Raw genomic sequence first — 25,299 nt, 5'->3', positions numbered from 1 at the left:
GAACCATACGCCTAGAAGAAATGAGGAACTTGCCGATGGTAGAGTGTGATCAATCGTTTTTGCCTGACAGCTGGGCAAACCCGTCCGGGCAAATCCGAGAGAAGCCCCGGGCGAAGGGCTTAACCATGGTCATTGACAAAGGCCTTGGACTTACCGCTTATTCCGACTTGTTAGCGCTGGCTGCTCCCTATATCGATCTATACAAACTCGGTTTTGGCACCATCGCTCTGTACCCCCTCGAAATACTCAACCAAAAATTGACCCTCGCAAAACAAAATGGCGTACACATCATGCCAGGAGGAACTTTTTTTGAAATTGCCATCCGTCATAATACGATTGCGGATTATATGAAGCTGATTCGCTCTCTCGGTTTTACTGCGGTCGAGATATCTGATGGAACGTTCCCTTTATCCTTCTCACAACGTCAGGAAGCCATCAATTACGCGTTAGACAATGATCTGGTGGTCTACACGGAAGTTGGGAAAAAAACTGCCGATTATCGCACTAGTCGAGAGGAATTGCTGGAGACACTTAGCTTCGACCTGCACAATGGTGCCAGTCACGTTATTGTGGAAGCGAGAGAGAGTGGGACCGTTGGCGTTTGTGACGGGGACGGCAATATAGACGATTCCTTCGTTTTAGACATTGTCGCGGCGGCCAAAGAAAAAGCCTCCCGCCTAATCTGGGAAGCCCCACAAAAAGATCAACAGGTCTGCTTCATCAAAGCTATTGGCAGCGAAGTTAATCTCGGAAACATTGCCTATACAGATGTATTCTCTGTGGAGACGCTACGGCGAGGATTGCGCGGCGATACTGCCCTACTCATGGATAGAGGGAGGTTTTATCCGTGCGAATAGAAGTGGTGCCGACCGTGGAAGAAATTCGTTTTGAACAGATCAGCAATCATGTTGTCATCGTCATCGATGTGCTTCGTGCCTCCAGTACGATTGTCACCGCTTTAGGCAATGGATTTCGTAGCGTCATCCCGGTCGAAACCATTGGGCAAGCGAACTCGCTGCGCGCCAACGACTGTGTTTTGGCTGGTGAACGCCACTGTAAGAAAATCCCGGAATTCGACTGCAACAACTCACCAACTGAAATCGCAGCTCTGGGGAAAACGGGGAGCCAGCTTATTCTCACCACGACGAACGGGACTCGCGCGATCCAAAAAGCAGAACGTGCCTCTGCTCTCTTGATTGGCTGCTTCTTAAATGCCACGGCATGCGTGCGACACGCTCTTTCGTATCATCTCGATATTACGCTGTACTGTGCAGGTACCCGGTCGGAATTCGCTCTGGAAGACGGTCTGGCTGCCGGCTTGATGATTGCCCAGACACAACAATCGTTACCGAGCATCCAAATTTGTGATCTGGGTGAAGTTCTAAAAGCGAGCTACCTTTACTACGCAGGGAAACTGAGCGAGCTGTTACCCCACACAACAACAGGAAAAAGGCTCGTCCAGCATCATCACGCAAGCGATATACGGTACTGTGCTCAAGTGGATCAGTATCAAATCGTTCCTTATATCAAGGAGAAACGCATACTCCCACACCTTGTCTCATAATGTGAAAGGAGAACAGGGACAGGGGTTATGATGCCAATGATGTCTGGAGAAGTGATGCTCGTCATCCTGATCGTTATCGGTCTTATTGGGCGCTCACCGATTATTGCTACTGCGGCGAGTATATTGTTGGTGTTGAAGCTAACGGCACTGGAGCGTTTTTTCCCAACGGTAGAGCGTCGCGGATTGGAGCTCGGCCTGCTTTTTTTGACCATTTCCGTACTGGTTCCATTCGCCAGCGAAAAAATATCGTGGAAAGACGTCACACCTCTCTTTACTACGGTTGTCGGCTTAACCGCACTGGCTGGTGGGGCCATTGCCACCTGGATGAATGGAAAAGGACTCGATTTGCTGCGGTCTGAGCCGCACATGATCGTCGGATTGGTGATTGGTTCCATTATTGGGATTGTATTTTTCCGTGGGATTCCCGTTGGACCGTTGATGGCTGCCGGGATTACCGCCTTTGTGTTGAAGCTATGGGAATGGTTTATGAGTAAATAAAAACAGGAAATCCCCCTCTTTGTGCAGGAGGGGGATTTATCTTTTCTGATTGGCTTACCGTTTGCTAGACGTTTTAAATGGGACTTCCCAATTCATCCCTTGGTATTGACGCCATTGCATCAAATGCTTCAGGCTCAGCTCTTTCGGTTGCTTTTCTAGATCACGGATAAAGAAGGTTCCACTGACATGTACACGCCCATCCTTGTCTCTCTTGAATGTTTCTTTCATGAGCAATCGGTAGTCTTGCTTGGCGTCATCTTGCGCGCTCCATACCAAATTCATGATGATACCTTCAGGAAGAACAGCCGTGAACGGGATGATGGCACCTTTACCGCTGTAGGTATGGTCCCCGATTTTTTCCTCGCCCTCCGTCGTTTTTAAGGTAAAGCCCGTAAAGGTGTACACGCTGTCGTTATTCGTTACAGTCACCTTTTCCTTCATCAGCTTATCAACCGGAATGGTCACTTGAAACTTCGCCGGTTCAAATAAGTACAGGGAGTGCAGCCTGAATGTATAAGTTTGGTCATCAGCCAAAGGCGTTATGCCATTCCACTTCGTATATCGTTTCCCCTCATCATGCAGTTGCCCTCGGTAAGAGGGAGATACCGTGTTTTTGCGAATTTGATTGAGTTGATCCCCGTAAATAGCATCATCCCATCCTGCTACTACTTTTCCTTTTTCATCCACGATTTCATAGGCCAATCCGATGTCTACGAAATATCTCTCCACGCGCTCTGCATCTGTGAACACACCTGGTGCATCTTGCTTTACGACCCATCCATTTTCTTCTTTTATTTTTTGAACTTGCTTCGCTCGCTCTTCCGTCCACGCTGTTTCCAATTCAATCAAACTGACACTAGGCACAGTCTTAATGTTGTGCAAAGCCAGCTTAATTCCATGCGGGGTCATGAAATTTTTCTCAATCGTTGTTTGATTTGCCGCTGCTCTCGCCTTTTTCAAATCGACTGGAAACTCCAGCTTCCAGCTACCTTCTTTTCCATTCAGCATCGTCACGTCCACGCCGACTATCATTTCATCCAGTTGAGTCTTTCTGTCTCTCAGAAATTGGAAGATATCATGGCTGATGACTAGGTATTCACCCTCTTCTCCGAAGTGATAGCCTCCTCCATCTGGATTGAGCTCTTCACCTGATTTTGTTTTATACGTAAGCGAAACCTCGATTTTTTCCGGGTCAAACGGAATGCGCTTGCCATTTTGATCGACTGCTTGGGCGAAGATTGCCATTCTCACCGGATCAGCAACCACTTCTTGCACGGTCAGTGTCATTCCCTGATCGGTTGCGCTCTTATTGATTGCTTTGGCATAGCCTTTTTCGGCAGCTTGCTTCATTCCGTTGTCAATGCCTTGGATGGACTGGATCACACTATTTACATAGCTCGCAAAAGTTGGGGACACTATGGACCCAAACGTAATGATCGCAGTCACACTCGCTACGGCTATCGCTGTTTTCTTCAAAATGTTTACACTCCTCTTTTTCCAATTTGGTTTAGGAGTAGGAGTTCGCACTGTCTCTAATGCTGTCATCACTTGGGCTGTAAAATCTGCTGGCAACGCGCTTGGAACTTGCAGGACTTGGTACTCCTCATCGCTGTCAGCTTCCTCCATCATTACCTTTTGGCAAAGCATGCACGCTTCGACATGTTGTTCCAGCAGTCTCGCTGCTTCTGTGGTCAGGTCTCCAGCCAAGTACTTGCGCAATTCTTCAGTTTTGGAGCAATTCATAGATAGCAGCACCTCCTGACATTTCTTGCGTAATACTTGCCCGGAGCTTTTTCTTGGCATGATGGATGCGCATTTGCACGGTTGTCACCGGAATGTGCAAACTCTCGCTAATCTCCTTGTAGCTTTGCTGCTCCATGTATTTCAGCAGAAACACAATGCGGTATTCCTCACCCAGCGCCATGATTTGCTGCTGCAAGGTATCTTGCTTTTCTTTTTCCAAATAAGCTTTTTCGGGTGTTTCGGATTCAATCAATCTGGTCTCTTCCAAAGGTGTTTTGGCGTAGTGCTTGTTCTTGCGCCACGCGTCTATACACAGGTTGGACGCAATCCGATACAGCCAGGCCAAAAAAGCATCTGTCGGCTTATATTTATCCAGTTGACAGTACGCTTTGATAAAAGCCTCTTGTGTCAGGTCTTGGGCATCCTGCTGCTGCCCCGTCATTCGATACAGATAGCTGTATACTCGTTCTTTGTACTTGTCGACCAGGTGCGCGTAGGCATCCCGATTCCCTTTTTGTACCTGTTGTATGAGCAACCAATCATCCTGCAAAGGAAATCCTCCCATTTCAAAAAAGTTCGCTGCGCAGCGTTCGTTTTGGCAGGCTCATATGGATTAACGGATCATTTTGTATTTTCTTTCCAGAAATGAGTGCATTTTTTAAAAAAAGTTTGAGTCAGCATTGTGGAGGAGAAGAAAAAGCACAGTTCTCTTCGACTCTGACACGCCAGCAGGGGGGATTCACTGGCCGTCTCCACTTAAAAAAGGGGACCGTCGAGCCAAAGCCACCCTACGGGCGGAAGAATCTCAAAGAAGAAGTGATCGACAACATAAGAAAACCGCCCTTGAATAAGGCGGTCGAGTTCCATCCATCACTTCCATGAATGGTAGATATTTTCCGCATACTTGGTAATGGCTTCATCGTAATCTGGATACGGATATTCGAGACTATCTGCCACCGCTTTGGAGTACTTTCGAAATAGCTCGTAGCAAGTGAATAACGATTCCCACATGTCTACGTAGCCATTTTGGCGATAAGTGGATAGTAGCGCTTCCCAATCTTCTTTTGGAAGATAGCGATCAATAAATTTATAATTTTTCCCGACACTAAAGGTAAATCCTTTCTCACATCCGGTTTGCCAAGCCATCATGCGGAGCAAATTCGGTCGGGCGATTTCGTTGAGATGGTCAATCGCAAAAAGGATTTCTTTTCTCGCTAGACCTTTGACAACGTAAGTAGAGACCATCCAAAATTCATTGCAGCAGTCATCAAACTCTCTAGCAGTTGGCTTCTTGATCCAATATTGATGATCGGAAGGGAGCACCTCGTGTTTGATAAGCTCGTCCTTATCCAGCAAAACCTCAACCAGGCCGTCGCTATCTGCAAAATACGGCTTTGTCTCGTCTATCGGAATCAGCGTCAGATCTACTTTATTTCCATCGTCAAATAGCATGAGATAGGAAAACCAATTCCCTAGCTCGGACGGAAAAAGCTCCATATCCTCTGGTTTTTGCATCATGATCCGATTCCCAAAAACATCGAGCCATTGATCATTTTCCTTAAAAGAATCCATCTCTGTCACAAAATACGAAATATCATAATCTTGGAATGGATCAGCGGGTATATTTTTGTTCGTACGCGACCCTTCCAAGGTTACCAAGCGGATTCGATCATCCTTCGTGGCGAAATCGATCAGCATGCTCATCATTTCTTGTTCCGTTCTCAAAGCCATACCCCTCCACCCTACTATTTCTCCGTCCACTTAATGTAGTGCAATTGCATAATTTTTACAATACCGCATCAATTGGTGAAGCAAATAAAAAAAGCTGCACCCATTTGGGCACAGCTTTTTCTTGCAATCCGTACTTTTACGCGCGGGAAACGTATGCTTCCGTACGAGTATCGATGATCAGACGCTCTCCTTCTTCTACGAAGAGAGGAACGTTTACTACGAAGCCAGTTTCCAAGGTTGCTTTCTTTGTTACGTTAGAAGCAGTGTCACCTTTTACACCTGGCTCACATTCTGTTACAACGAGTTCAACAGTATTCGGCAATTGAATACCGATTGTTTCTCCGTTGTACTGCATGATTTGCACGTTCATGTTTTCCTTGAGGAAACGCAGTTCACGCTCGATTTGCTTTTGAGTGAACGTCATTTGCTCGTATGTTTCAGTATTCATGAAAGTGTATTCATCGCCACTAGCATACAGGTACTGCATCGTGCTGGATTCAATCCGAGCAGGGTTTACTTTTTCGCCGCCGCGGAAGGTCATTTCTGTCGTGTTGCCGCTACGCAGATTGCGCAGTTTGGAGCGAACGAATGCCGCACCTTTACCTGGTTTTACGTGTTGGAATTCTAGCACGGTAAAAATATTGCCATCCACTTCGATTGTCAAACCGGTACGAAAATCGTTTACAGAGATCATGGTAGTCCTCCCAAATCAATCAATAACAGAATAAGTATAAATTACACAGGCAAAATGAGCAACTCTTTCGTGGACTTGTTCAGGTTCTCATGACCATCAGCTGTAATCCACACATCGTCTTCGATCCGAACGCCACCAAGGCCTGTTACGTAAATGCCTGGCTCCATCGTTACGAGCATACCTGGCTCTAATACGAAGGTACTTACAGTCGACAGCCCTGGCAGCTCGTGAACTTCCAGTCCGAGACCGTGACCTGCGCTATGTCCATAGGCATCGCCATAGCCTGCTGCTGTGATGATATCTCTCGTTGCTGCGTCAGCGTCTTTTGCGGATACACCTGGCTTCAGTGCTTCTAAACCTGCGAGCTGTGCACGCAGAACGATTTCGTAGATTTCGCGCATTTTCGGGTCCGGCTCTCCCACAGACAACGTGCGTGTGATATCGGAATTGTAGCCCTGGTATGCAGCTCCGAAGTCGAGCGTAACCATTTCCCCTGCCTGAATCACTTTCTCGGAAGCTCGTCCATGTGGCAGAGCACCGCGCACACCTGACGCTACGATCATATCAAAGGCAGAGCCTGTCGCTCCTTGTTTACGCATGAAGAATTCCAATTCCAAAGCAACATCGGATTCACGCACGCCTGGTTTGATGTAGCCTTGAATATGCGTAAATGCTGCTTCCGCGATACGAACCGCTTCACGAATAATAACCATCTCGGATTCGTCTTTAAACATGCGGATTTTTTCAAGCAGACCGCTTGTTGACACCAGCTCTACTCCGTCAAATCCTTTGTTCCATTCCTGATAGGTGCTAAAGGACACGCTGCTCTCGAATGCCAAACGCTTAATCCCTTTTTCTTGCAGGAGCTTTGCCATCGCTTCAACTGCTTTTCTCTCGTTATTTACCACCGTAAAATCAGGTGCTTGTTCTTGCGCTTGTTCCACATAGCGGAAGTCAGTGACGAGAAACGCCTCTGTTTCGGTGACAATCACCCATCCCGTTGATCCGGTGAAACCACTCAAGTAGAAGCGATTCTCTGTTTTTTCGGTAATAAATGCCTCTGCTCCAACTTGTGTAAGCGCCTCGCGCAATTTATGCAGACGTTGTTTCATGGCAGCCTTTTCCCCTTTTTGAATGCTATTATTTTTTTTCGATTTTACGGACGAGCGCTCTTAGTGCCCATTCATATCCATCGATCCCCAATCCGACAACTTGTCCAATCGCGATAGGAGCGATGACTGAGTGATGGCGAAATGGTTCCCGTGCATGAATATTGGAAATATGTACTTCAATCGTTGGCAGTGCCACACTGGCCAAAGCGTCTCGGATTGCATAGCTGTAATGTGTGAATGCCCCTGGGTTGATCAAGATACCGTCATGGACACCTCTCGCCTGATGAATCGCGTCGATGAGGACACCTTCGTGATTCGATTGGAGATGCTCAAGCTTTCCGCCCAGCTCATCCATAACACCCGTCAGGATTGTCACCACATCCTCCAGCGTTTCCCTTCCGTAAACATCCGGCTCCCTTGTCCCCAATAAATTCAGGTTGGGACCGTTCAGCAACAAGACGGAAGTCATCGACCATTCCTCCCCCCATAATCTACAGTCTTCGAAAAAAGTTGTTTTCCGTGTAAGAATTTATAAGCGACATGCTTATGAATTCTGGAGCGCATGACGAAGTGCCTCAGCGTACGCTTCCAGCATAACTTCGGCAAAACTAACCGCAAAAACGCGGTCCCTCCGCTTTGAAGAGGCATCGATAGTCGTTTTCTTACTAATGAAACATTTTACCACAAGCCGTCCTCGTTCCATAGTGGGCATTCATCTATGCAACATTTCGAACATTGTTACATCCATTTTGACAAGGAACGGAGAATTCCTCCTACCTTGTGGACTCATTCCATGCATGATGCTCGTCCGACTGCTCGAGTATGATTGTCATCCCAATGAACAAGCCAAACGTCAAATACCAAGCGCCTTCCGTACTTAGAGTGGCAACCTCCCAATTTCCGATATGAAAGAAGAAACCCGCTATCCCTAACATAACCGCCCCGTAGACGAGTCCCAGCCACCACGCACGGATACGGCTAAAAAGCAAGCTGAACACAAATGAAGAAACGACTGTTTCAACGAACAATACGATACCACCAAGGCACACGCTCGCAAACGTATTTTCGTCCTCGATGCTGATAAAAGGACGTGCAAAGGCTCCGACTCCGTACGGGGTCATGTTCAAAAAGTGAGCCATCAAACGAACGAGCCCCCAAATGATAGTTCCCCAGAATGCGACCTCCAAAATCTTCGAAGTGGAGATTCTTTTACTCCCTTGCCTACCTTCTTCTGTATGGGATACGCGTGCTTGCTTGTGCTTCCGTCCTGTTTTGCTTACTTCCATTTCCATCACCTCTGTTCTCTAGTATGCTCTTCCTCTAAGTTTTTCACTTTCGCTTTACATTTGTTGGAAAAGTGCGAACTCCTTGTAGCTTCAAGTCGCCATTTCCGTTAATATAGTGGTAAGGATGGTGATTGTATTGGCGCAACAAAACGTACCTAGCTACGGCGGTCAGGCCGTCATCGAAGGAGTTATGTTCGGTGGCAAAACCATGACTGTTACGGCTGTTCGCAAAAAAAATCATGAAATTGAGTATTTTGAATCCCCACGATCGGAATATAAATGGATTACTACGCTGAAAAAGATTCCGTTTGTGCGTGGGATTGTTGGTTTGGTCGAAGCCAGCGCCAATGGGGCCAAACATCTCAACTTCGCCTCTGAACAATACAGTATGGAGTCTGGAGAAGAAGTTTCCGAAAGTCCATCGAAGCTCACGATGATTTTAGGTGTTGCTGTCGTCGGGGTACTTTCCTTCCTGTTCGGGAAATTCGTATTTACACTCGTTCCCGTTTTCCTGGCCGACTTTTTACTCGGAAAATGGGTACCAGATGGCGTTCCTCAAACGTTGGCTGAAGGCGGATTTAAAATCTTGCTCCTCCTCGGTTACATTACAGCGATTGCACAAGCTCCGTTGATTAAAAGGCTTTTTCAATACCACGGAGCCGAGCATAAGGTGATTAACGCATTCGAATCCGGGGTAGAATTAACAGTAGCTAATGTACAAAAATTTTCCGCTCTGCATTATCGTTGCGGGAGCAGTTTTCTCATTTTCTCTGTGTTCGTCGGTGTAGTGATTTACTCACTGTTCAGTTATGACTCCCTGACGGAGAGGGTCGTACAACGCATTGTTCTTTTGCCACTGGTAATCGGCGTCTCTTATGAGGTTTTGCAGTGGACAAACAAGCTCCGTGATGTACCAGTCCTACGTTACCTTGGTTATCCAGGATTGTGGTTGCAAAAGATCACAACTCGTGAACCAGATGACAGCCAAGTCGAGGTAGCCATCGCTTCCTTCCAAAAGATGCGGGAGCTTGATCAGAAGCACGTGCAGGAAAGAATGGTTACGACCGGATAACGTGAGGCATTTTTATTCCCATAGAGGTGAAGCCCTATGTTACGCCGTATTCCACCAGTGATTCTGATAGTGATCGTATTGGCGATTTACGGATTTTTGATAACACTCATCAATGATCCTGTCAGTACGATTATCATCTTGGGATTATCCGTTGTACTTTTCTTGGTCGTTCGCAACTATTTACAAACCGGCTCCTTCTTTTCACAAGACGCAGGCAAACCTAGACAGCCAAAGGTCAAGGTGAAACCAAAGCCCTCCATTGCCCGGCAAGCAGTGAAAAAGCAGTCGACTACCCCGAGAAAAGATCATCCGTTTCGTGTGATCGAAGGCAGTAAAGGGAAGCAAAAAGAGAAACAAGACGAAAAATCGCAAAATAATATCTCCCACTGAAAACAAAAACAGGTTGCCTGAATCGGCAACCTGTTTTTTATTAGACCAGTATTTTCGGAGAGCTATTGCGAAACACTTTGACATAATCTTCAAAATCCCATTGCGCCAAAAATTTGTGAGCCGCTGCCTCCCCTGACTCAAACAATTGTTGCCGCATTTCTTTTGACAGCTGAAATTGGGTAGTCCTCACCCCTAATGTATGAATAAAAATCGTCCGAACGGCTTTTGCCTTTTCCACAAACAAACGGTCATGGGCATCGAGCATGGTCGCCAGTAATCCCCGAGAGAAGGAAAAAAGACCGTTGATGCTAGTCGCTTCTCTCTTGTCTTGATCATCACTCAGGCGAAAACCAATCGTCGGCCACCGGGGAGTCCCCGGTACATCAAATAACCACACCGGGTAGTTGCTCAATAATGCGCCATCGACGATGTAGTGCACATGTCCAGCACTTGGCAGCTTTGCAGGCTGAAAAAAGAACGGAATCGAGGAAGACATACGAACGGCTCGTGCCACAGGAAAATCATCGGGTTCTACACCATACCGTGCCAAATCGTCAGGTAATATAAGCATTTTTCCGTCAGTGACATCAGATGCGACAACTTTCAGCTTACCAGGCGGAAGATCTCCGAATGTTCGTACTCCTTTTCGTAGTAACAACTCCTCTATGAACAACTCGATTCGATCTGCTCGATAAATCCCTTCCCGCACGACTAGTTCATAGATTGGTCCAATGAGAGGGAGCCTGCCCAGCCCTGAGCGCTTGAGAAAGTGAAGGTAATCCAGCTCTTCAAAGATCGGTTTCAACTCATGGCTAGAATAGCCTGCGCCGAGTAAAGCTGCAACAATGGAGCCTGCCGATGTACCAGCGAGCCTTTCCCAGGTGTATCCATTCTCCTCCATGACTCGCAAGGCACCAATAAAAGCGATTCCTTTAACGCCGCCACCTTCAAAGACCGCATCCGCTTTCACCTTGTTTCCCCTCCCTAAAATTCCTCCCCATTTTCCATGTATAAGACGACAGCTTTTCCATTACCACAAAGAAAAACGCAAGCCAGGTTGGCTTGCGCTATAATACGATAAAGATATAGACTATTCCTCTTTTTGCTCATCTAACAAACGAATGTTACGAAGCTCTTCTATACGTTTTGGATCTGCCTCGAAGTACTGAACCAGATACTCCAGGCATGTAATCGATTCCCAGCTCAGGTGGTGCTCGATTCCTTCCACATCCTGATAAATATGCTCTTCATCCAAGCCAATGATCCGCATAAATTCTTCCAAAAGACTGTGACGGTCCACTAGGCGTTTTCCGATTTTCTTCCCTTTTGGCGTCAAGACAAGCCCACGGTATTTTTCATAAACGAGATACTTGTCTTTGTCTAGCTTCTGAACCATTTTCGTGACCGAAGAGGGATGTACTTCCAACGCTTCAGCAATATCGGAGACACGAGCATAGCCCTTTTCTTCAATTAAGTTGTAAATGCGTTCCAAATAGTCTTCCATACTCGGCGTCGGCGGCATTGTGAACCCCTCATTTCCAAACCGTTATTTCATCTAGCCAAAAAAGGCACGTAGAAATATGATACCGCGTAATGAGAAGCATTTGCAAGAGAAAAGTACCTATCTCAGCTGTTTTTCTGGTGTTGGATTCATCATTTGGACATATTGTACGAGTTGTTGACCCAACTGCTCCATACGCGCCTGTAGACGCTCATCCTTCAGCTTGCCTTCTGGTGTAAAGGCATTGTAAGCACTTGGGATGGAAGGGCTAGATGGCAACGGCCATGCATGCAGGTTGCGCATGATTAACTGCAAGGTGTTGACCGTGTTCGTAGCACCCATGCTTCCCCCAGCGACCCCAATAATGGCAACCTGCTTGTCACGCAAAATGCGCCCTTCCAGGAAGTCAATGGCGTTTTTCAAAGCACCTGTCATTGTGCCATGGTATTCAGGCGAACCGATCACAAATCCATCCGCTTCAGAAACCGCTTTGACAAATTGATGGACAATTTCAGGGTACGTACTGGTATCATCACGATCATCATACAGCGGCAGCTTCCAGTCCGCGAGATGAATCATTTCAACATCGGCACCTGCAGCCTTCGCTGCTTCGAGTACAATATGAATCGCTTGTTTTGTCGTAGAATTGGCATTCATGCTTCCGGCTATTCCTACAATTTTCATGGTTTCACCCCATCGATAATCTAAATACTGGTATGATCATCATTATATTCCATTAAGTATAATTTGTAAACATTTATGTTTATTTAATATCATCTGTTCTGAACAGACCTGTTCGTTTCATACACTTGTACCAAGTTGCAAGTGAGGATGATGCCTATGGACAAAGTCGCTTGGCATATCGCCGTGCTTTTTGCAGGGTCTGCGTTAGGTGGATTCTACTTGGGTGGATATGAGTGGTTACGCTTTTTTACTTATTTCGGTTCCTGGGGAACAATAGGCATTGCACTTGCGGCTCTTGGCCTCGGCTGGTTCGGCGTCCAGCTGTTGACCTTTTGCCATCGCAAGCAAATACGCTCCCTGTACGAGCTGTACTACGTATTGTGTGGCGAAGCATTCGCTTCTAGCCTATCTGTCATCACCCACATTCTGCTATTGGGCTATACAGGAGTCATGCTTGGCCAACAGGCAGATTTCCTCTTGGAGGAGCTCTCTCCCCTATGGTTCATCCTTCTGACCATTGCAGCCATCTTCTTTATCATAAATCGTTGGAGATGGATTGTCACTGCAACAGCCATATCTCTATCCATCGGTTTATTATTATTCGGATTGATTTTCAGCGCACAAACCCATGTGCCAATCCCGAGCTTGGGTTATCAACTGAATGTGAACTGGCTGATTCACGCCGTATTTTTCCTTGCCTTGCATTTTCTTATCAGCTTGGCCACGACTCTACCTCTGGCAGTGCGTGCGTCCCATGAGCGATCTGTTCGGCTGGGGGCAATCATCGGAGCTGGAATCTTCCTTTTGTTCACAATGTTAGGTCAAGCTATCCTTCTTGCCCACTGGCATGATGCCCACGCCTCTGTACTGCCTATCAAACAAATTTTGGTTCAAATGATGACGGGTGGCGATTGGCTTCTCGCTATCCTCTCACTTGTACATGGTGGAGTCATTGTCGCAGCCCTACTCTACTCGCTGACACATCCCATTGCGACACGTCAACATCTACAAATGCTGCCACTGATTGTCGTCATGCTGCTTACCGTATTTGTATTCGCTCTCCTCACACTCATTGTTCCGTGGAGTATGTCTGCAATCGCCAGTGCAGCAACCTATTGTGGCATGTTCGTAATGGGCTGGTATGTTTGGAAGCATCAGAATTGACCTGATCGTTTACTCGTAGCCCCTGTGGTCAAGACAGAATCTTGGCCACTTTTTTTCGCATTATAGGAGCCAATTCAATATTTCTTACTCTCTCTCATTTTATCACATATGAAAAACGTCCCCCGAAGGAGACGTTTACTGCAAAGCCTCACTCTCCGCTCTTAGCTGTCCCCCATTTGGAGAACCCAGCGGATAAGCTGGCGTTGTTTGTTCCGTAATTTTGTGAATTGCTGAAAGGACCGCCTTTGTCGCCGTTGTGATTTGTTCCCAATCCATTTGCTCCAAGGAGTCATCTGTTGCTTGTCCCGTCCCTGCACTCGTCACAAGTGCCGTAGGAATTCCTGCGGTGGCTAAAGAGCCTGCTGCACCGTTTCGTTCACGCTTCCCATCCTTGTTGGAAGGAGACACCCCCGCTGCTCTCAGGAGTTGGATTGGCAGATTTTCGTTGCCCAGCGAATTCGTTGCTACGAGCTCTGCCTTTTGACTGCCTACCCCATCAACATAGAAGGCTGCTATCATGGCTTGTCGCTCTTTGGCTGATAAGACATTCGCATAAGCAATCGGGCCTCTGCTTCCCGATGTAACCGCGCCAAAGCTTATGAACCTCACTTCCGTATCAATCGGCTTGTCAGCCATATTACGCGCTATCTCAAGCAAGGCCGCTACACCGGAGCCATTGTGATTTGCCCCAACCGATAACCCAGCGGAATCATGGTGAGCAGATACCATCACGACCTGCCCAGTGTCATTTTGATTGGGCTTTCGGCTTGCCACGATATTATACGAGGTTTGCTTGGTGGTTGCGGCTCCTTCTACCTTGACGGTTCCCTTTACGGGCCGCTTGTCCATGATGCGTTTTTGGAGCTTCGTGCCATCCGCCTTAGACAAAGCGATTACAGGAACAGCGATATCCAAGGGTTCACCCAGTGAAGCATTCCATCCTTCCTCTCGATCATTCCAGATGATAAGAGCAACGGCTCCGGCAGCGGCTGCTTGACGTACTTTTTCTCCGAACGGAATCTCGCCTCGCTTGACCAAAGCAATCTTTCCCCGTGATGCCTCATCCGCAAAATCAACCGCTCTTCCCAAGCCTGCATCCACCACATCTGCTGTCGCGGTTCCATTGATCCCAAAAGCAAATCCACTTACTGCCCATTTTTGACCCTGCCATTCTTCCATCGTCAGTGATAGAGTAGTAGGCTTTCGGTACGTATAATAAGAAAACGGATCGAGCTTGGTCTTGTACCCATAAGATCGAAGTGTATTTTCTACATAGACAGCTGCCGCAAATTCCGCTTCAGTAGCAGGTGGACGGGCTGTTCTCGCCAATTGCTCGACATGGCTGTACAATCGTTCATTATCGATCCAATCTTGCGTTTCCTCTGCATGAGCACGATGTGAAAGGGAAGGTATCGGCAATATCGTTCCACAGACTAGCAAGGCACATAGCGCATAATGACGGACAGATCGCATGGCAGTCTCCCTTTCCTTCGCTCTTTGCTTATATTATGGGCGGTTACGACAAACCGAGTCTAGTCAGAATAGTTAGTCAAATAACTTCATCCTGCGCCATCCCTGGACAGCTTTCGCTTTCTTCTGCCCAAAACATCGATTTTTCGAGCGACTTCCCTCCATATGAATTCTTAATAGAAAGGTGCTTTACTCCGTAAAATTATTGATAAAGAAAAGGCGACTTTCAAATTGACCTATGTCCTTCCCTTTTGCTAAGGTGGAATCAACAAAAAACCGTTTGAAAGAAACGGATTGGAATCCATTGAGGGGGAAGTACCATGCTGTATGTTGATGGCAAATGGGTAGAAGACGGGCAAGTCGCAGTTCATCCAGAAGACCGCGGATATAACTTTGGGGATGGCATATATGAGGTAGTACGCATTTATAAGGGGCGCATGTATCAATGGGATGGACACCTTACCCGTCTGTTTCGAAGTGCCAAAGAAATAAAAATGGAGCTCCCTTGGAGCGCAGAAGAGCTGACAGACTTAGCGAATCAGCTGATCGCCAAAAACAACATCACGGAGAATGATGACGCCAGCCTTTACCTGCAAGTATCTCGTGGCGCCTCTCCGCGTGTACACGATATTCCGTCTGGTATCAAGCCTGTGATCATGGGCTTTGTCCGTCGCAAGGACCGCCCTGTCGCCGATATGAAAAAAGGCTGGACCGCTCAGCTCATTGAAGATATCCGCTGGCTGCGTTGCGATATCAAAACGCTCAATCTGCTAGGGGCTGTTCTGGTCAAACAATACGCAAAGGATGCAGGTGCCCAAGAATCGATTTTGCACCGCAACGGCGTCATCACAGAGTGCAGCTCTTCCAATTTGTTCGTTGTAAAAAATGGCGAGCTGTATACACATCAGGCTGACAATCTGATCCTGCACGGAATTACCCGCCAAGCGGTCATTGATTTGGCTCGGGACAACGGCATCACTGTACACGAAAAAGCATTCGACATGGCTTTCTTGAAACAAGCCGATGAAGTATTCCTCACCAGCACCACCGCAGAAATCATGCCGCTCATCTCGGTAGATGGCGTCGCTGTCGGCAACGGACAACCAGGACCTGTCGTTCTTACGCTACAAGACTTGTTTGAACAGCATATCAACACAAGTGTTCTTGTGTAATGAAAATAAAGTTTTAGTCTGGAGTTATTGATCTAACGCGGTTTTTCAAATATAAATTGGGCAGCCTTCGCAAAATAAGTTTAAGACTGGTTCAATAAAAGAAACAGTGGCGGACTAAGATGTGAAAAATAAAGTCTTAGACTGCCGCTGCTGTTTCGGCCTATGAATGTACTAACGTCTTCGTTAGTTCAACCTCTTTTTTTGGCAAAGGCCATTTCTTAGCCTTTACAGGGATGTTTAATAGAATGGCCGAAAATATTCATTTACTTTAAAAGCAGTGATTTAATTACTGGCACTATTTCCAATGGTTCCATGGTTGTTTCGTATCTTCCGTATACATGACCGTTCCGTTCGATCAAAAACTTTGTGAAATTCCACTTGATCTCAACACCAGCGTATATGTCAGGATACTTTTCTTGCAGAAAGCTCTGCATCCATTGACCGTCCGAGGTCTGAGTATCGAAACCTTGAAATGGCACTTGCTCTGTTAAAAATTGAAATAATGGATGAGCAGTCTGACCTCTAACCTCCATTTTCTCATGGTAACTTTCGTAAAGCTTTTGAAGACCAGCGAATTGACGAGAATAGCTGCACCTACTGGCAGTGTTGACTATGAGGAGAACTTTCCCTCGGTAAGCTGACAATTCAAACAGCTTTCCATTAATTGAGGTGACTTGAAATACTAGGACTGGACTTTTCAGTGAACAACGACGCCCATGCTAGGCGCATCAAAAAACAGCCGATATTGCTGCGAGAGCAAATCGGCTGTTACGTCATTTATTGGCGGGACACCTTGACGAGCTCCCCTGTCGAAGCATCGATAAAGCTATAGCCATTCTTCCATTTGCGCTGATAGACCAACTGCGGTTCGGGAGCTCTTTGACCATCATACTGCTCCCACACGTAGACCAGTTCAAGGTCAATTTCTTGTTGGATCGTTTCTTTTGCTTCTGCTGCACTTACAATCTTCTTGGAATCTGGAAGGGTAATGCGCGGGTTGAGAGGGTGGAGGTTTAACTCTGTAATCGTACCCGTTGCCTTGTCTACACCCACCATATAAGTCTCGTCAGATACTTCGACCCCGTTGCGTTTTCCGAGGAAAGTGAATGAATACGCATTATCCTCTTCCTTATCCAGCTTGTTCTTGTCTACCCACTCCGGAATATCTTCTTCTGGAGTCTCTACGATAAGCGATAGCTCCGTTAACGCAGGGTCAAGATAAGGTACGAGTGCTGCGATCGCTTTTTTCTTCGCTTCCTCTACACTGATTTTCTGCTCTGTTTTTCGTTGGTCTGGCAAATTCAGATCGAAGTCGATGAGCCGATCACTTTGTTCATCTGTCGTGAGGCTAACCAGCTCAAATGCAGGCGTACCTTTATTTGAATCATTCATCCAACGATAGGATTCGATTGTCTGAAGTCCTTCTAAAAGATTGTCCTTGTGATCATCGTATTCAAAGGCCGCACCTGAAACATCAATACCAAACTGTGTTTTCAGCCATTTCTCTCCTTGTTCGCGGGAAGCTATTTTGATGCTTTTCCCTTCTCCTTTTACACGAACACCCTCCCCTGCCAGTTCGGCTTCTTCCCCGATGACTTTGCCGGTTAGAGCATCGATGCAACCAATGGTATTCAGTTGATAAATAAGCATCGGTTTCTTTTCTGCCAGTTTTCCATTTTGAGCATAGGAAATCGGCTGCTCCGATACGTATACCAGGTCCATCTTAAGCTTGTCCTTATAGATTTTGCTTGCTTCCTCAAGTGTTATCGCTTTTTTCGGATCAGGCCAGTTCACTTTGCTAGGATTGATGAAATCATACGCTTCATAGCGAATAATATGGCCAGCATCATCAACGGATACGGAGATAGAGTTGTTGGACAGAGGGAGGTCATTGATGAGAGAGTGGTATTTCACCGTGGAGCGAGCCCATTCCAGCTTGTTGCCTTTCCCGTCACCTGATCCTGCTTTTCCTCTGCCGAGTTTTTGTTCGGCCTTCAGCTGTTTTGCTTCCATACCGAATAAGTCCTTGATAAAAATTGAAGCCTTGTCTCTGGCAAGCTTTTCTTCCGGATAATCGGCTGAAGCCCATGCTGGATTTTGGATATCCATGAAAAGCAGTCGGCCCGTATGCGCATCCAGCTCAAGGCTAACGGATGAGTATGCGTCATACTCTTCTTTTTCATCTGTTTTTGGCATGTTGGTGAAGTTCAAGCTCCAGATCGGTGACGGATAACCGCGAAAGCTATCTTCCTCATGATATTTATCTATTAGTCGATACCCTTTCAACTCTGGAATCGCCTCAAACAGCTTGTCCAGAGAATTCTGAACATCTTGGGAATAATCATTTTTTTGAGTCTCTTCCTTTTTCACATCGCTTGCTGCTTGTACAGTTGGTTGATGAGTAGTCCATGCAGGTGCAGAGGCAAGTAAGCACGCCGTTATAACCGACATCATGGATGGATTGAGTTTCATTGGGCACCTCCAAAAAGTGTTCAGATTTGTGGATAGGTTCTGTTTGACCTTACCAATGGTAAGACGGATGGGCAATTATTTGTGTCACATATTATTCCAATATTTCTATATAATCCCATACTTCTATTTAAAAACACGCCCTCGTGTTAATCGACGAGGACGTGTTGGTAACCACTCTATGTTGTGAACATTTGTTTGGTTTACTCAAAATCAAGCCAGCCCTACATCTTCTTGGTACGATTGAGGACTGATATTTCACGAAGGTCAGATCATTTATTACTGTTGAGAGCTACGTTCCAATCAACTTGACGCATGGGACTGTGCCTAGAGGCGAGCAGCTTGGTGTAGAAACCTCGATTTTCTTTAGCAGTTTGGAAAGACGTATCCGGAATTAAAAAGTCAATTCCTGCCACAAAACCGGCAATATATTCACTCCATCCGGAATACGCTTGTTGTGCCAGTCTTGCAGCACTCAACATATATTCGATTGCCTGATCCTTTTGCAAGTAACCCAGTTTCAAACCAGCTCTGGATAAAAGGACACACCAAGCATAGTCATGAGCAGCAATCCCCTCTGAAGGTAGACATCTCGAATAGTAATCGACAAGAATCAACTGAGATTTCGATTGATGGTCCTCGGGTAACGCTTGAATGTATGCCGTTCGTTCTGATTCGGAAAAAGTAAATAAGAAATGACGGAGACGATTGAATTCTTCCCTCTTCCCTTCCGATATGAGCCATTTTATTGTATCAATTAGTGCGGTCTTATCTGTAATCTGTTTTTCCTTAAGAAGAAATAGGCACGTTCGTCTACTTAAATTTTCATGATATAACGCATAATAGTAGGCTCCACTTTTGCTAAAGCAAACAGACGAAAGAGCTCGCAGAAATAATCTGTGACCCTTCTGATTATATGTAAGAACGGTGGGTGCCATCGGTTCCTCCTTATTAGAATCGGACCGTTTTGTAGGTTCTGACAAACAGTCGAAGCAAAAATGCATAGAGAACTAGTAACAATACGGAATAAATCACTGCTTTAACGGGAACTTCATTCGTGACATTATGTACAACAATTAGTTTATCGACAACAAATTTGGAATCTTTGTATTTGGATCCAAAGTCTGTAATCTGCAAAACTTCCCCTACATACTCAGGTAACTCTTGCGGCATTTTCACGATTGTTCCTGGCGAATCAATGAAATTACTTTTTTGTATGTGCACTGCTTGATTGGCATCTGAGACCAATAAAACGATTGATGAGTTATCAAGCTTAGCAACATAAAACCATCCTGTGGGGAGAATGCTTCGAGCCCAATTACGTTGCTTACTGTAGGAAGAATTATATCGAGTACTGATAGCACCGGTTTGGGCTTTTGCTTGATACTCTGTTATTCCTAGAAAATGAACACTGGGAAGCTTTATTTGGGCGATATCAGAATAATCCAGTTGATTCAGCACCTCAGTGGAAGATAGTTCTACAGGATGAATCCTATTTTTTAGATAGGAGATAGGTGTTAATCCGTTATCATTGATGAAAGAATTAGATAACAAAACATGTAGAAAAAGAATTAAGGATAGAGAGAATACGACACCTACTTTGGGCAACTGCATCCAAAACAGTTTCACACTGCCAAAAAAATTTGGCTTCCCAAGCTTTTTATACAATCTCTTTATGACTGATCTTCTGGTGAAAAAGGGCCTCCTCTTGGCCCGCTCCACCATCTCATAACGGATATGTGCAAGGCTGGTTATGGCATCAATATCATTCGGAAAACTCTCCAATATCTTCAAGTAGTTCTCCTCTGCCTTCTCTAACTCACCAAGTTGAATGAGGCATTTCCCCAACAGACGCAGGGTACCCATATTGGTAGGCATATGTGAGAGGATGTACAGACATTCGTCTTTTGCTTCTATGAATTGATGGGTTTCATACCATATCCGCGATCGAATCAGATACCAATCGATGTCATCTAGATAAATACGGATTCCGTGTTCCATTGCAGCAAGAGCAGACTCCTTTTCACCCATTCGAAGGAAGTATTCACCCTGTAGCCGAAGCAAGTCAGGATCATCTGAATACATCGCATATGCTTCATCAAGCGATTGACCTGCCAGTTCCAGATTGTTTTCCTTAAGTGCCTGATATGCCGTCTCCCGCTTGTTCAGAAACACATCGTAGTCTAAATTGGCTACATGCTGTATAAAGGTATAACGAAGAGCAGGTTCATCCAATTGTCTACAATAAAAATGGTAAAACTCTTCGGTGAAATGCTCCATTCGATCATCCGGATCTTCTGTTGCTAGTTCACGCCAACGAAAACAGTATTCGATGAATTCCCAAACTCTTTTAGGGAGAAACCGATGTTCATGCAAGAAATCCAATAATGCTACTTCTACTATTTCTTTGAGCCTTACATTCCAGACAATATCTTTATTTAATAGCTTTGACCATTGTTCATGGCTGATACGGGAAGAGAAATCAGAATACACCTCTTCAACTTGTTCCATGAATTCATCTACTGGGTCAATCTCTTCTGGTCGGTCTATTGTTTCAACTGTTAGCTCGACCGTGTTGGGAGGATTGGGCCAGATATGGAGGTTGTTTTCATCGCTGAACGACGGGCCAGTTTCTTTGATGGTTCCCTTTTTCGCAGCCTTCACTGCATAGTCATATGCTTCTCTTAGCCTTTGATAGCCTTCCGGATCATCCTCTGGGTGGTGAACCTTCAGTTTTTGGGAGTAGGCTTTTTTAATCGATTGAATATCTTCTGTGGGTTCAATCCCCAGTACTTCCCACACACCCATTAGTAGTCGAACCACCCTTCTAAATGATCCAGTTGTTTTTTAAACGCTAAAGTTGCCTTTTTTATCAGTTGCTGATCTTGTCTGGCTAACACAGCTTCCAACTTTTCCAGTAAATATGCATTTTCTGTGCGTTTGTCCCCAAGGGATTCTTCATACATCCGTTCACCCCGAGCAAGCAACAGTCTATTTTCGACCCTGTCACGCGGATGGATTTTAATATCTTTCAATTCGTTAAGGCGAGCTTCGATCTCCTCAGGTGACAGGCTTCCTGGGTTTTTCTCGATAATCATGTTCTTTTTCAAGCCAGTACTGACTATAGTAACTTCAACCTCCAAAATCCCACCTCTACTTTGAGCTCCCCCAGTTTGATGTTGTTCTCGACACGGCGGCTCTCCCCCTGGTATATTTCGGTGAGAATCGTAGTCTGATTATCATTGACTGTATACAGACGCTTTACTTTGCCCACAGGTATGGGCGTGTTACGTTCAATGATCGGCAGATAATGTCCATCCTCAAAGCCGCTTGCCGTTCTTTTCACAATATCGGTTCCAAGCCTATAAGGGCATACATCCGTTTACAAAGTTCCGCCTGTTTGACAATGGCAGAGTGTGCCTTGGCATCTAGAGCCTCAGAATCCATCCCTGTTTTTTCAACAAAATAGGCAGCGAGTATCTCGGTGAAGTCCTCGCCACCAAGATAGTTATCTCCTGCTATCGATTTGACCTCCATGACTCCTTCAAAAAATTCGAGTATAGAAACGTCGAAGGTTCCTCCACCCAAATCAAAGACCAGGAATTTGGTATCGGACTTTTCTTGATGAAGTCCATACGCGATCGCAGCGGCAGTAGGTTCACTGATGAGCCTCTCTACTTTTAACCCGGCTAATTCGGCAGCACGCTTGGTTGCCTTTCGCTGAGAGTCATTAAAATAAGCCGGAACGCTAATCACCGCTTCCGTAACCTCATATCCAAAAAATGCTTCAGCATCTGCCTTCAAGGCTTTCAGGACGAAAGAGGAAAGCTCTTCAGGAGAAAATGAATACTGCCCCAACATAAAACAGCTTTTCTGTACCCATATACCGTTTGAAGGCTGCTGCAGTTACATAGGGATGGGTAATGAGACGCTCTTTTGCAATTTGGCCGACCAGAATTTCACCATTGTCATCGATGCTTACAACAGATGAAGTAAGGTGTTCTCCCAACGCATTCGGTATTAGCTCGGGACCGTTATTTAGTAATTATATTCAATAGTATTTATCGTATTAAAAATCGATCAAAAACAAAAGGTTTATAATATGGTTCCTGTCACTCTTCGAATTCGTTTAATTACCCATTTCATCTTATGCCGTAACATATAGCCCGTTGTTCCGCCTAAACAACCAAAATACAGAATCTTTCCTTTCTCCAATTTCATCATTCTCGCACGAGTCTATAAACAATGGCTTACAACCCATCCTCGTATGTTGACAACCTCCGCTATACATTGAAGGACTATAACGATATTCTGTTGGTCACGAAAAAAATTGGAATCGAAAATCCATTCCTCCCAACGAAAGGCACAGCTACTGATTATGTAATGTCTGTGGATGAAGAACCCGATACATTGAAAGTGACATTTCCACATTTTGGTGTTCGTCAATCCATGAACGAAGTCATTAGGCTTTTCAAAAGAGAATCATGTATACGAAGTTTCGCTTCCGAATAATTATGCTTCTTCAAACAATAAAGACTTTATAACCGAACTCCAAGTACAAACAGAGTAACGACACGTTACAAAAAAGGTGATATTTTCTCAGTCTAAAACATTATTTTCACTGGACATACTCGTGTAATGAAAAAAAGCTCTCCCGGTATGCACATACATCCGAGAGAGCTACTCTTTTTTTAACGACGCAGATTCCATTCGTCTGTGGCATAGCGCGTCTTAACGAGTTCCTCTGCCAACGCGAGTTCTTCATCCGTAAGCGTTGAAGGGATCAGCTCCACTTCCAATCCAGATGCAAAGCCTTTCGAGAACGCCTCGATGGATTCTTGCAGACTGATTGGCCGTGGGCTTACTTCGTTGATCGTCACTGCTTTTTGTCGGAAACTATCGATCATCCGTTGTTTTACCCGCTCCGATGGGAAATGCAAGAGCGAGAATAGCAAATCTACGTCCATATCAAGCAGAATAGAGCCGTGCTGAAGAATAACGCCCTTTTGTCGGGTCTGAGCGCTTCCCGCTACTTTTTTCCCCTCTACCACGAGCTCATACCAAGAGGGCGAATCGAAGCAAGCCGATGACCCTGGCGAATTGTACTTTTCCTTCTCCTCTTCACTCGCCAAAGAGACCATTTCCGCCGAGAGTCCAAGGTTTTGGAATCCGTGCAGCAGTCCCAAGCTAATGATTTTATAGGCTTCCGTCACACTCGAAGGCATTTTCGGATGGTCTTCGGATACGATGACACTGTATGTCAGCTCCTGATCGTGGAGAACAGCACGCCCTCCCGTCGCTCTGCGAACAAAGCCCAGTCCTCTATTTTGAACTTCCTCCAGGTTGATTTCCTTGATGGCCTTTTGGAAATAACCAATCGATAGTGTCGCGGGGTCCCACGTGTAAAAACGAACGGTCGGCGGAACCTTGCCCTCACTGTGTAACTGCAAAATTGCTTCATCTACTGCCATATTCATCGCGGGTGACATTGCTTCCGTCACGATATAGCGCCACTGTTCCATCTATGTACCTCCTCATTCACAACGCCTTCATTGTACGCTTCTGGCATGAAGGACGGCAAGCTTCTGATGGGCTAATTGGGGCGAGCTGTTTCCTGTAAAATGGCCAAGACCTGCGCCAATGAATCTGTTTTCTTCGCATTCTCTTCCCGCATTCGCTGCAAGATGGACTCCCTGTTGTTTTGCAAGTCATTCACCGCTTGAAAAAAGCGATCAGCCGTTAGCTCTTCTTCGAGCAAAACATGACACAAGCCCTGCCTTTTAAAAGACTGTGCATTTAGTATCTGATCACCCCGACTTGCTTCACGGGACAACGGTATCAAGAGCATCGGCTTTTGCAGGGCTAAAAACTCATAAATCGCATTGGAGCCTGCTCGTGATACGACAAGATCAGCCATCGCCAGCAAATCGGGCAATTCCTCCTGTACATACTCGAATTGCTTGTAGCCTGCCACCTGAATCGTTTCATCCACTTGATTTTTGCCGCAAATATGTACAATGGAAAAATGTTCGAGCAAAGCAGTAAGCGAATGGCGTACCGCCTCGTTTATTCTCCGTGCTCCCAGGCTTCCACCCATGACAAGCATGACAGGTTTCTTTGTAGAAAAGGAGCAGGATAACAAGCCCGCTTCTCTTCTCCCCTGCTTCAGCTCATCTCGCACAACTGCACCTACGTGAATCCCTTTGTTTTTCGGCACTTTCGAAAGCGTATCTGGAAATGTTACGCACACCTTGCTGGAAAAAGGGACAGCCAGCCTATTTGCAAGACCGGGTGTCAGATCTGATTCGTGGATGACTACCGGAAGGCGGTTTACCCACCCCCCAAATACGACCGGCACGGAGACGAAGCCCCCTTTGGAAAAAATCACATCCGGCTTCCACTTACCGAGAAAGTGAGAAGCTTGCCAAATGCCTTTGAGGACTCGCAGCGGGTCACTTACGTTTTTCCAATCAAAGTAACGTCGCAATTTTCCTGAAGAAATGCCAATATAGCGAACATCCGGATGGTTGGCGACTAGCTCTCGTTCAATTCCTGTCGCAGAACCAATGTAGGCGACTTCCCAACCCAGCTTGATAAAGTGGGGGATGAGCGCAAGATTCACAGTGACATGTCCTGCCGAACCACCACCGGTAAACACAATCCTTCTCTTCATTCGGTTCGAACCCTCCCCTGCCTCTTCCTCCCTCATGATAGCACCAATCCGAAAGAAAAGCCGCCCGTAACAACAG

General features: G+C 45.9%; 26 protein-coding genes and 1 pseudogene. 7 read left to right on the top strand and 20 right to left on the bottom strand.

Going from position 1 to position 25,299, the window contains the following annotated elements; genetic code table 11:
* Positions 1 to 35: 35 nt before the first annotated feature.
* From comA to ACFVS2_RS01385, 3 genes are read left to right on the top strand one after another with little or no spacing between them, the layout of a single operon-like run.
* On the top strand, positions 36 to 857 hold the full coding sequence (gene comA, locus ACFVS2_RS01395) for a phosphosulfolactate synthase (protein ID WP_390230111.1): 822 nt from the start codon (positions 36 to 38) through the stop codon (positions 855 to 857).
* On the top strand, positions 848 to 1,564 hold the full coding sequence (locus ACFVS2_RS01390) for a 2-phosphosulfolactate phosphatase (RefSeq protein WP_390230108.1): 717 nt from the start codon (positions 848 to 850) through the stop codon (positions 1,562 to 1,564). Before comA ends, ACFVS2_RS01390 begins: the two co-directional genes overlap by 10 nt.
* Before the next feature lie 36 nt (positions 1,565 to 1,600).
* Entirely contained in the window at positions 1,601 to 2,062 is a 462-nt protein-coding gene (locus tag ACFVS2_RS01385; protein WP_173620347.1) for a DUF441 domain-containing protein, read from the top strand.
* A 54-nt stretch (positions 2,063 to 2,116) separates the two neighbouring features.
* Here ACFVS2_RS01385 and ACFVS2_RS01380 read toward each other — a convergent pair whose 3' ends face one another.
* The 7 genes from ACFVS2_RS01380 to ACFVS2_RS01350 form a co-directional block, all read right to left on the bottom strand.
* Complete coding sequence (locus ACFVS2_RS01380) at positions 2,117 to 3,805, bottom strand: DUF4179 domain-containing protein (protein ID WP_390230105.1); 1,689 nt, start codon at positions 3,803 to 3,805, stop codon at positions 2,117 to 2,119.
* Positions 3,786 to 4,355: an RNA polymerase sigma factor gene (locus ACFVS2_RS01375; RefSeq protein ID WP_390230102.1), complete on the bottom strand. Its 570-nt coding sequence runs from the start codon at positions 4,353 to 4,355 to the stop codon at positions 3,786 to 3,788. Before ACFVS2_RS01375 ends, ACFVS2_RS01380 begins: the two co-directional genes overlap by 20 nt.
* Before the next feature lie 320 nt (positions 4,356 to 4,675).
* Positions 4,676 to 5,530, bottom strand: coding sequence for an aminoglycoside 6-adenylyltransferase (ant(6), locus tag ACFVS2_RS01370; RefSeq protein WP_390232350.1), 855 nt, complete (start codon positions 5,528 to 5,530; stop codon positions 4,676 to 4,678).
* Positions 5,531 to 5,672: 142 nt separating this feature from the next.
* Positions 5,673 to 6,230, bottom strand: coding sequence for an elongation factor P (gene efp / locus ACFVS2_RS01365; protein WP_007725738.1), 558 nt, complete (start codon positions 6,228 to 6,230; stop codon positions 5,673 to 5,675).
* 41 nt (positions 6,231 to 6,271) lie between these two features.
* Positions 6,272 to 7,342: a M24 family metallopeptidase gene (locus ACFVS2_RS01360; protein WP_390230098.1), complete on the bottom strand. Its 1,071-nt coding sequence runs from the start codon at positions 7,340 to 7,342 to the stop codon at positions 6,272 to 6,274.
* A gap of 28 nt (positions 7,343 to 7,370) precedes the next feature.
* The gene (gene aroQ, locus ACFVS2_RS01355; protein WP_007725740.1) at positions 7,371 to 7,811 is read right to left on the bottom strand and encodes a type II 3-dehydroquinate dehydratase; all 441 of its coding nucleotides are present in this window, start codon (positions 7,809 to 7,811) and stop codon (positions 7,371 to 7,373) included.
* Between the two features lie 304 nt (positions 7,812 to 8,115).
* A complete protein-coding gene (locus ACFVS2_RS01350) occupies positions 8,116 to 8,628 on the bottom strand; it encodes a YqhR family membrane protein (protein WP_173620224.1) in 513 nt (170 codons plus the stop codon).
* 124 nt (positions 8,629 to 8,752) lie between these two features.
* Here ACFVS2_RS01350 and ACFVS2_RS01345 point away from each other — a divergent pair, with 124 nt between their 5' ends.
* Entirely contained in the window at positions 8,753 to 9,700 is a 948-nt protein-coding gene (locus ACFVS2_RS01345; RefSeq protein ID WP_017247982.1) for a DUF1385 domain-containing protein, read from the top strand.
* A 36-nt stretch (positions 9,701 to 9,736) separates the two neighbouring features.
* A complete protein-coding gene (locus tag ACFVS2_RS01340) occupies positions 9,737 to 10,090 on the top strand; it encodes a hypothetical protein (protein WP_390230092.1) in 354 nt (117 codons plus the stop codon).
* Between the two features lie 40 nt (positions 10,091 to 10,130).
* Here ACFVS2_RS01340 and ACFVS2_RS01335 read toward each other — a convergent pair whose 3' ends face one another.
* The 3 genes from ACFVS2_RS01335 to ACFVS2_RS01325 all read right to left on the bottom strand — a co-directional run bounded on the left by ACFVS2_RS01335 (position 10,131) and on the right by ACFVS2_RS01325 (position 12,275).
* Positions 10,131 to 11,060, bottom strand: a complete 930-nt coding sequence (locus tag ACFVS2_RS01335; protein WP_390230089.1) for a patatin-like phospholipase family protein — start codon at positions 11,058 to 11,060, stop codon at positions 10,131 to 10,133.
* 120 nt (positions 11,061 to 11,180) lie between these two features.
* Positions 11,181 to 11,612 (bottom strand): transcriptional regulator MntR, encoded by a 432-nt coding sequence (mntR, locus tag ACFVS2_RS01330; protein WP_017247979.1) that lies wholly within the window; start codon positions 11,610 to 11,612, stop codon positions 11,181 to 11,183.
* Positions 11,613 to 11,711: 99 nt separating this feature from the next.
* Entirely contained in the window at positions 11,712 to 12,275 is a 564-nt protein-coding gene (locus tag ACFVS2_RS01325) for an NADPH-dependent FMN reductase (RefSeq protein WP_390230086.1), read from the bottom strand.
* Positions 12,276 to 12,431: 156 nt separating this feature from the next.
* On the opposite strand from ACFVS2_RS01325, the gene ACFVS2_RS01320 reads away from it, so the two are divergent.
* The gene (locus tag ACFVS2_RS01320) at positions 12,432 to 13,439 is read left to right on the top strand and encodes a hypothetical protein (protein WP_390230083.1); all 1,008 of its coding nucleotides are present in this window, start codon (positions 12,432 to 12,434) and stop codon (positions 13,437 to 13,439) included.
* 135 nt (positions 13,440 to 13,574) lie between these two features.
* Here ACFVS2_RS01320 and ACFVS2_RS01315 read toward each other — a convergent pair whose 3' ends face one another.
* Positions 13,575 to 14,912 (bottom strand): M28 family peptidase, encoded by a 1,338-nt coding sequence (locus tag ACFVS2_RS01315; protein WP_390230080.1) that lies wholly within the window; start codon positions 14,910 to 14,912, stop codon positions 13,575 to 13,577.
* 317 nt (positions 14,913 to 15,229) lie between these two features.
* Between ACFVS2_RS01315 and dat the strand changes: the two genes are divergently transcribed.
* A complete protein-coding gene (gene dat, locus ACFVS2_RS01310; protein WP_390230077.1) occupies positions 15,230 to 16,081 on the top strand; it encodes a D-amino-acid transaminase in 852 nt (283 codons plus the stop codon).
* Positions 16,082 to 16,344: 263 nt separating this feature from the next.
* Here the strand turns inward: dat and ACFVS2_RS01305 are convergent, their stop codons facing one another.
* The 9 genes and pseudogenes from ACFVS2_RS01305 to ACFVS2_RS01265 all read right to left on the bottom strand — a co-directional run bounded on the left by ACFVS2_RS01305 (position 16,345) and on the right by ACFVS2_RS01265 (position 25,223).
* Complete coding sequence (locus ACFVS2_RS01305) at positions 16,345 to 16,782, bottom strand: glutathione peroxidase (protein ID WP_390232347.1); 438 nt, start codon at positions 16,780 to 16,782, stop codon at positions 16,345 to 16,347.
* 76 nt (positions 16,783 to 16,858) lie between these two features.
* Positions 16,859 to 18,553 carry a YcdB/YcdC domain-containing protein gene (locus ACFVS2_RS01300; RefSeq protein ID WP_390230073.1) on the bottom strand — a complete coding sequence of 565 codons (1,695 nt, stop codon included), beginning with the start codon at positions 18,551 to 18,553 and terminating at the stop codon, positions 16,859 to 16,861.
* A gap of 269 nt (positions 18,554 to 18,822) precedes the next feature.
* Entirely contained in the window at positions 18,823 to 19,488 is a 666-nt protein-coding gene (locus ACFVS2_RS01295; protein ID WP_390230070.1) for a DUF1266 domain-containing protein, read from the bottom strand.
* 13 nt (positions 19,489 to 19,501) lie between these two features.
* The gene (locus tag ACFVS2_RS01290; protein ID WP_390230066.1) at positions 19,502 to 21,358 is read right to left on the bottom strand and encodes a J domain-containing protein; all 1,857 of its coding nucleotides are present in this window, start codon (positions 21,356 to 21,358) and stop codon (positions 19,502 to 19,504) included.
* Entirely contained in the window at positions 21,358 to 21,693 is a 336-nt protein-coding gene (locus ACFVS2_RS01285) for a hypothetical protein (protein ID WP_390230063.1), read from the bottom strand. The genes ACFVS2_RS01290 and ACFVS2_RS01285 overlap by 1 nt, the downstream gene beginning before the upstream one ends.
* Complete coding sequence (locus tag ACFVS2_RS01280; protein WP_390230060.1) at positions 21,672 to 21,896, bottom strand: Hsp70 family protein; 225 nt, start codon at positions 21,894 to 21,896, stop codon at positions 21,672 to 21,674. Before ACFVS2_RS01280 ends, ACFVS2_RS01285 begins: the two co-directional genes overlap by 22 nt.
* Positions 21,893 to 22,559 (bottom strand): annotated as a pseudogene (locus tag ACFVS2_RS01275) (Hsp70 family protein). The gene ACFVS2_RS01280 and the pseudogene ACFVS2_RS01275 overlap by 4 nt, the downstream one beginning before the upstream one ends.
* Positions 22,560 to 23,241: 682 nt before the next feature.
* Positions 23,242 to 24,072 (bottom strand): lipoate--protein ligase family protein, encoded by an 831-nt coding sequence (locus tag ACFVS2_RS01270; protein ID WP_017247974.1) that lies wholly within the window; start codon positions 24,070 to 24,072, stop codon positions 23,242 to 23,244.
* A gap of 71 nt (positions 24,073 to 24,143) precedes the next feature.
* Positions 24,144 to 25,223 carry an undecaprenyldiphospho-muramoylpentapeptide beta-N-acetylglucosaminyltransferase gene (locus ACFVS2_RS01265; RefSeq protein WP_390230056.1) on the bottom strand — a complete coding sequence of 360 codons (1,080 nt, stop codon included), beginning with the start codon at positions 25,221 to 25,223 and terminating at the stop codon, positions 24,144 to 24,146.
* Positions 25,224 to 25,299 lie beyond the last annotated feature (76 nt).

The organism is Brevibacillus sp. NPDC058079, assembly GCF_042885155.1.
GTDB lineage: Bacteria > Bacillota > Bacilli > Brevibacillales > Brevibacillaceae > Brevibacillus.
Note: the sequence above shows the minus strand (reverse complement) of the source record. Positions and strands in the feature narration are given on the sequence as shown.

Excerpts from the sequence above, each read along its gene's own strand:
- ACFVS2_RS01270 (WP_017247974.1), bottom strand. The coding sequence starts at position 24,072 with ATGGAACAGTGGCGCTATATCGTGACGGAAGCAATGTCACCCGCGATG.
- efp (WP_007725738.1), bottom strand. The coding sequence starts at position 6,230 with ATGATCTCTGTAAACGATTTTCGTACCGGTTTGACAATCGAAGTGGAT.
- ACFVS2_RS01295 (WP_390230070.1), bottom strand. The coding sequence starts at position 19,488 with ATGGCACCCACCGTTCTTACATATAATCAGAAGGGTCACAGATTATTT.
- ACFVS2_RS01300 (WP_390230073.1), bottom strand. The coding sequence starts at position 18,553 with ATGAAACTCAATCCATCCATGATGTCGGTTATAACGGCGTGCTTACTT.
- ACFVS2_RS01320 (WP_390230083.1), top strand. The coding sequence starts at position 12,432 with ATGGACAAAGTCGCTTGGCATATCGCCGTGCTTTTTGCAGGGTCTGCG.
- comA (WP_390230111.1), top strand. The coding sequence starts at position 36 with ATGGTAGAGTGTGATCAATCGTTTTTGCCTGACAGCTGGGCAAACCCG.
- mntR (WP_017247979.1), bottom strand. The coding sequence starts at position 11,612 with ATGCCGCCGACGCCGAGTATGGAAGACTATTTGGAACGCATTTACAAC.
- ACFVS2_RS01265 (WP_390230056.1), bottom strand. The coding sequence starts at position 25,223 with ATGAAGAGAAGGATTGTGTTTACCGGTGGTGGTTCGGCAGGACATGTC.
- ACFVS2_RS01315 (WP_390230080.1), bottom strand. The coding sequence starts at position 14,912 with ATGCGATCTGTCCGTCATTATGCGCTATGTGCCTTGCTAGTCTGTGGA.
- ACFVS2_RS01360 (WP_390230098.1), bottom strand. The coding sequence starts at position 7,342 with ATGAAACAACGTCTGCATAAATTGCGCGAGGCGCTTACACAAGTTGGA.
- ACFVS2_RS01350 (WP_173620224.1), bottom strand. The coding sequence starts at position 8,628 with ATGGAAGTAAGCAAAACAGGACGGAAGCACAAGCAAGCACGCGTATCC.
- ACFVS2_RS01385 (WP_173620347.1), top strand. The coding sequence starts at position 1,601 with ATGATGTCTGGAGAAGTGATGCTCGTCATCCTGATCGTTATCGGTCTT.
- ACFVS2_RS01325 (WP_390230086.1), bottom strand. The coding sequence starts at position 12,275 with ATGAAAATTGTAGGAATAGCCGGAAGCATGAATGCCAATTCTACGACA.
- ACFVS2_RS01290 (WP_390230066.1), bottom strand. The coding sequence starts at position 21,358 with ATGGGTGTGTGGGAAGTACTGGGGATTGAACCCACAGAAGATATTCAA.
- ACFVS2_RS01345 (WP_017247982.1), top strand. The coding sequence starts at position 8,753 with ATGGTGATTGTATTGGCGCAACAAAACGTACCTAGCTACGGCGGTCAG.
- aroQ (WP_007725740.1), bottom strand. The coding sequence starts at position 7,811 with ATGACTTCCGTCTTGTTGCTGAACGGTCCCAACCTGAATTTATTGGGG.
- dat (WP_390230077.1), top strand. The coding sequence starts at position 15,230 with ATGCTGTATGTTGATGGCAAATGGGTAGAAGACGGGCAAGTCGCAGTT.
- ACFVS2_RS01380 (WP_390230105.1), bottom strand. The coding sequence starts at position 3,805 with ATGAATTGCTCCAAAACTGAAGAATTGCGCAAGTACTTGGCTGGAGAC.
- ACFVS2_RS01340 (WP_390230092.1), top strand. The coding sequence starts at position 9,737 with ATGTTACGCCGTATTCCACCAGTGATTCTGATAGTGATCGTATTGGCG.